The 4,592-nt window shown below is 74.2% G+C and carries 5 protein-coding genes; 1 reads left to right on the top strand and 4 read right to left on the bottom strand.

The window, feature by feature from the left end; genetic code table 11:
- Nucleotides 1-149: 149 nt before the first annotated feature.
- Both BG452_RS30245 and BG452_RS30250 read right to left on the bottom strand, forming a co-directional pair.
- Entirely contained in the window at nucleotides 150-827 is a 678-nt protein-coding gene (locus tag BG452_RS30245; RefSeq protein WP_188307537.1) for a maleylpyruvate isomerase N-terminal domain-containing protein, read from the bottom strand.
- A 21-nt stretch (nucleotides 828-848) separates the two neighbouring features.
- On the bottom strand, nucleotides 849-2,078 hold the full coding sequence (locus tag BG452_RS30250; protein ID WP_188307538.1) for an epoxide hydrolase family protein: 1,230 nt from the start codon (nucleotides 2,076-2,078) through the stop codon (nucleotides 849-851).
- A 185-nt stretch (nucleotides 2,079-2,263) separates the two neighbouring features.
- On the opposite strand from BG452_RS30250, the gene BG452_RS47835 reads away from it, so the two are divergent.
- Nucleotides 2,264-3,202, top strand: coding sequence for a DUF2797 domain-containing protein (locus tag BG452_RS47835; RefSeq protein WP_188307539.1), 939 nt, complete (start codon nucleotides 2,264-2,266; stop codon nucleotides 3,200-3,202).
- A gap of 113 nt (nucleotides 3,203-3,315) precedes the next feature.
- On the opposite strand, the gene BG452_RS30260 is transcribed toward BG452_RS47835, so the two are convergent.
- Together BG452_RS30260 and BG452_RS30265 are read right to left on the bottom strand one after the other, a co-directional pair.
- Entirely contained in the window at nucleotides 3,316-3,681 is a 366-nt protein-coding gene (locus tag BG452_RS30260; RefSeq protein ID WP_188307540.1) for a hypothetical protein, read from the bottom strand.
- Nucleotides 3,678-4,250 (bottom strand): DUF6232 family protein, encoded by a 573-nt coding sequence (locus tag BG452_RS30265; RefSeq protein ID WP_188307541.1) that lies wholly within the window; start codon nucleotides 4,248-4,250, stop codon nucleotides 3,678-3,680. The genes BG452_RS30260 and BG452_RS30265 overlap by 4 nt, the downstream gene beginning before the upstream one ends.
- Nucleotides 4,251-4,592: the final 342 nt, after the last annotated feature.

The following is a 4,592-nucleotide window of genomic DNA, read 5'->3' on the forward strand; positions in this document are numbered from 1 at the left end:
CTGCGGCCGGGCGGCGGTGACGGCCCGTCGGCTCGCCCGGCCTCCGGGCGGACGGCGAGAGTTCGAGGGCGGGCCCTTGGCTCTTGGCCCGCCGGCCCGCCGGCCCGTCGGTCGGTCTGACGGCCTGACGGCCGACCGGCGGCGGCGCGCTACGCCCGGACGTCGGCGTGCCAGCGCCAGTCGGTGCGGAGGGGGACGCCGGGGAGGGTGGTGCGGCCGGTGGCCCAGAGGAGGGTGGGCCAGGGGGCGGCGGTGCGGGGGACGTCGGGGAAGAGGCGGGTCAGGGTGTGCGCGCAGAGGTTGGCGGGTGGAGCCCAGGGGAGGCCGAGGCCCTGGGTGACGTCGTGGAGGTGGACGAGGGTCTCGGCCAGGCTCATGGCCACGAAGCCGCTCGGGTCGGCCAGACCCCAGGGGTGGTGGGCGCGGGCCTCCGGCGGGCTGACCCGGGCGATGGCGACCATCAACCCGCCACTGGCGTCCAGCACTTCGAGCAGCCCCGGTACTCCGTCGGCGGGCTCGGCGCGGACGAAGTTGTTCGGGGCGCCGGGGCCGCGGCGGGTCGCCACGAAGGGCACGTACCGCTCGCGCGGCGGCCGCGCCGGGCCGAGCTGGGCGGCGTAGGCGAGGAGGTCGTCGGCGAGGTGCTCGACGGTCTCCCAGCAGCTCCAGTCGAGGGTGCCGGCGGGCCGTGACCAGTCCGCGTCCGCCGGGGCGCCCGCCAGGGTGTCGAGGGCGAGGCGCAGGGCGAGCGCGAGGTCGTCCGGGGTCGGTGAGATCCGGAGCGGCGAGATCGGGGTCGGTGGGACCGGGGTCGGTGCGTCGATCATGGATCGGAGGCTAACAGCGGCTCACGGCCGGCGGCCGCGGAAGGTGCGGCGCAGGTCGTCGATCCAGGCGTCGGGGTTCTCCCAGGGGATGAAGTGGCCACCGTGGTCATGGGCGTTGACGTTGACGTGGTTGAACCACGCGGCCTGCGGGCCGGTCTCGAACGCCCGGACGCGCTCGTCGGCGGTGTGGACGCCGGGCGGGTTCTCGTAGGTGACGAAGGTGAGGCCGACCGGGGCCTGCACGACCGGGGTGCGGTCGTGGGCGGGGGCCCAGGGGTGGCGGTTGGCGTTGGCGTAGTAGCGGATCGAGGTGCCGATGGAGTTGTTGGCCCAGTAGATGGTGGCGTGGGTGAGCAGGTCGTCCTTGGTGAAGACGGATTCGAGGTCGCCGCCGTTGTCGCTCCAGGCGTTCCAGCGTTCCAGCAGCCAGGCGAGCAGTCCGGCGGGTGAGTCGCTCAGTCCGTGGGCCAGGGTGGCTCCGTCGAGGGTGTGCACGGCGAGGTGGGCGGCCGAGCGGTGGTCCAGTTCGATGACGCGGGCGCGGACGTCGGCGGGCTGGTCGTCGGTGAGGGGCCGGTTCCGGGCGAAGTCCCAGGCGCGGGGGCCGTTGAAGAAGTCGAGCGGCAGCCCGGAGCCGATGTGGATGCCGTACAGCCGGTCGGCGTACTTGTGGCCGAGCTGGCTGGAGACGATCCCGCCGATGTCGCAGCCGCCGGCGGCGTACCGCTCGTACCCGAGGGTCTCGGTCATCAGGGTGTGCCAGAGGTCGGCGACCTTCCAGAAGTTGACGTCCGGGAAGCCGGTGAGCGGGCCGGGGAAGCCGAAGCCGGGCAGGGACGGGACGATCACCTCGAAGGCGTCGGCCGGGTCGCCGCCGTGGGCGCCCGGGTCGGCGAGCGGGCCGATCACCTTGGACCAGTGCCAGAAGGTCCACGGCCAGCCGTGGGTGAGGATCAGCGGGACGGGCCGCGGGCCGACACCGGCCCGGCGCAGGAAGTGCACGGGGGTGCCGTCGACCGTCGCCACGTAGTTCTCGTGGGTGTTGATCGCGGCCTCGGCGCGGCGCCAGTCGTAGTCGTCGCGCCAGTACGCGAGCAGGTCGGCGAGGTAGCCGCGCGGCACGCCGTAGGACCAGTCGTCGGGCTCGCCGAGCGGGGCGCGGGTGCGGGCGAGGCGTTCGCGCAGGTCGTCGAGGACGGCGTCGGGCAGGTGGATCGGGGTGGGGGAGAGCGGGAAGGGTGCGGTGGCCATCCGGGGCTCCTTGCCGGGCTTGTCTCAGCGGGCTCATCGGGTGTGAGCAACCTATCCACCTCGCTCGTCGATCCGGCCGGTGGGACGGGGTTGTCAGTGCGACCGGGTAGCCTCGCCTGATCGAGGACACCCTGGAAGACCCCCAGGAAGACGACGCCCAGGTAGACCCCCAGGGAGGGACGCCCGTGACGATCCCCGCACCCCAGCACCCGGACCGGCCCGCCGGCTGGGTCTCCACCGGCCTGAGCTGGCACGACGGCCGCGCGCTGCTCGGCGCCGTGCGCGGCACGCAGGTGCACGAGCGCGCCGTCGTGCCGGGTACGGAGGTCGGCTGGCTGCTCGGCGGCCCGCGCCGCTGCGTCGGGGCCTGGCTGGCGGGGGCGACGGAGCGCACGCCCTGCCCGCACCACGCGGTGGTCGACCCGGACGGCAGCGCCACCCAGTGCCCGGCCTGCCAGAGCGTGGACCGCGGTCTGGCGCTCGCCCGGGACCAGATCCTCGACGACGGCCGCACCTATCTGCTCTACCTGGCCTGGTTCGGCGAGGGCCTGCTGAAGGTCGGCCTGACCGCCGAGCAGCGCGGCGACAGCCGGCTGCTCGAACAGGGCGCGCTGGCCTACGCGTTCACCGCGCGTGGCGGCCTGCCCGCGGTGCGCCGCGCCGAACTCACCGTCGCCGCCTCGGGGATGGCCCGCGAGCGGTACAAGTCCCGGCTGAAGACGGACCACTGGTGGGCGCACGGGGACGCGCCGTACCGTCGCACGGTGCTCACCGAGGCCCGGGCCCAGGCGCACCGGCTGCTGGACGGCCACGCGGTGGAGCTGCTCGCCGACCGCCCGGTGGTGGACCACGTGGAGCGTTACGGCCTGGCCGGCGGGGCCCCCGAGGCCTACCGGGAGATCGCCGGCCTGGCCGCGGGCGCGGTGATCGCGGGCACGCTGCGCCCGCCGGTGGGCCGGCACCTGTTCCTGGACCAGCCGGACGGCTCCGGCCCGCTGCTGCTGGACACCCGGCGGCTGACCGGCTGGACGCTCTCGCCGGTGGCCGGCCGGGCGTCCGAGGGGCTGACCTTGCAGGAGCGGGTCCGCCCGCCGGAGCCGGACACCCAGGAGGCGTTGTTCTGACGGCAGGCGGCCGCCGACCACGGTCGCGTACGGAAACCGCAGGGCCGGGCCTGACCCGCGACCGGTCCCGGGTCCTGACCCGGGAGCGGGGCGGGACCAGGGACCGACCCCCGTCAGCTGTTGATCATCGCGAGCAACTGGGTCACCAGCCCCAGCGCGGGCGCGGCCGCCTCGCCCAGCTCCCGGGTCAGCCCGGCGAGCAGGTGGAGCGTGTTGCGCCGGCTGCGCCGCTCCTGGCCGGCCGGCTCGCGGAGCACCGGCAGGGTCTCCTCCAGGCTCTGCCGGTCCTCCTCGGGCACCCGTGCGTCCCGGGCCAACTCGGCCACCACGGCGGCGAGCCGGGCGAACATCGCGGCGAGCTCCGGCGCCAGCGCCTGGTCGCCGGCCGGCCCGTGGTTGTGCTGGATGCCGACGTTGCCCTGCCCGCCGTGCATGGTGACGTTGTCGCCGAACTGGAACTGCGCTCCGCCGCCGCTCATTTGATGACCCCCGTGTTGCCCTGGCCGCCGTAGATGTTGACGTTGTCGCCGAACTGGTAGCGCCGCAGGTCCACCACGACGTTGCTGACGAACTGCTGGAACTCGGTCTTCGGGTTCTCGATCGCGTGGGTGATCCTGGCCTGGAGCTCGTACGCGTACTTCGGGTCCTTCCAGGCCAGCAGTGCGGTCGGCGGGCCCGCCGTGTCGACGGTCAGCGCGTGCAGCCGCTGCTGGAGCAGCACCGGCAGGGTGGCGAACAGGAAGTAGCACACCACCAGGACCAGGGTCACCACCACGATCGTGCCCGTGGAGGTGCTCTTGTCGCTGCTGCTGCCGAAGCCCGAGGAACGGGAGGAGTTGGCGAGGGCATCGAGCCCGGCGATGACCAGTGCGGCCGGGATGACGATCCCGATGAACTTGAGGAACCGCCGGATCGCGCCGAGGACGTCGGGCAGGATGATCGTGATGCTGACCCGGGCGATGGTGGCCAGCGGGTACGCCGCCGTCCCGATCCACAGGATGCGGTTGGTGACGGCGACCCGGGTGGCGGAGGGGTCGTACCCGGGCATCGGCGGCGGTCCCGGCGTGGCGGATGCCCCGGGCGCCGTCGCGTCCGCGGCCGGCGGTGCCGGCGGCGGGACGAACGGGAGCGGAGAGGGGCCGGTCTGCCGGGCCCCCGGAGGTTCGGCCGGTCCGGTCGGTTGCATGAGCGTTCCCCCAAGGCTGTCAAGTGAGCGACGACAATTAACCAGCACGCTCCTGGCGCGCACAAGTGCTTTGTCGGAAGACGTGCTTGACGAAGCCGTCGAGCAACGGGCTCAGCCCAGCCTGCCGCGCACCCCGCCCGGCCCGGAGCGGGCCCGCCGGGACAGCGGTGGACGGGACGGGCGGACGTCGCCGCGTCCGGCGGG

It is taken from the genome of Streptomyces sp. CBMA123 (assembly GCF_014596465.1).
Classification (GTDB): Bacteria; Actinomycetota; Actinomycetes; order Streptomycetales; family Streptomycetaceae; genus Kitasatospora.

Bases quoted from the DNA above. Each gene is read 5' to 3' on its own strand.
- BG452_RS30260 (WP_188307540.1), bottom strand. From the start codon at position 3,681: ATGAGCGGCGGCGGAGCGCAGTTCCAGTTCGGCGACAACGTCACCATG.
- BG452_RS30250 (WP_188307538.1), bottom strand. From the start codon at position 2,078: ATGGCCACCGCACCCTTCCCGCTCTCCCCCACCCCGATCCACCTGCCC.
- BG452_RS30245 (WP_188307537.1), bottom strand. From the start codon at position 827: ATGATCGACGCACCGACCCCGGTCCCACCGACCCCGATCTCGCCGCTC.
- BG452_RS30265 (WP_188307541.1), bottom strand. From the start codon at position 4,250: ATGCCCGGGTACGACCCCTCCGCCACCCGGGTCGCCGTCACCAACCGC.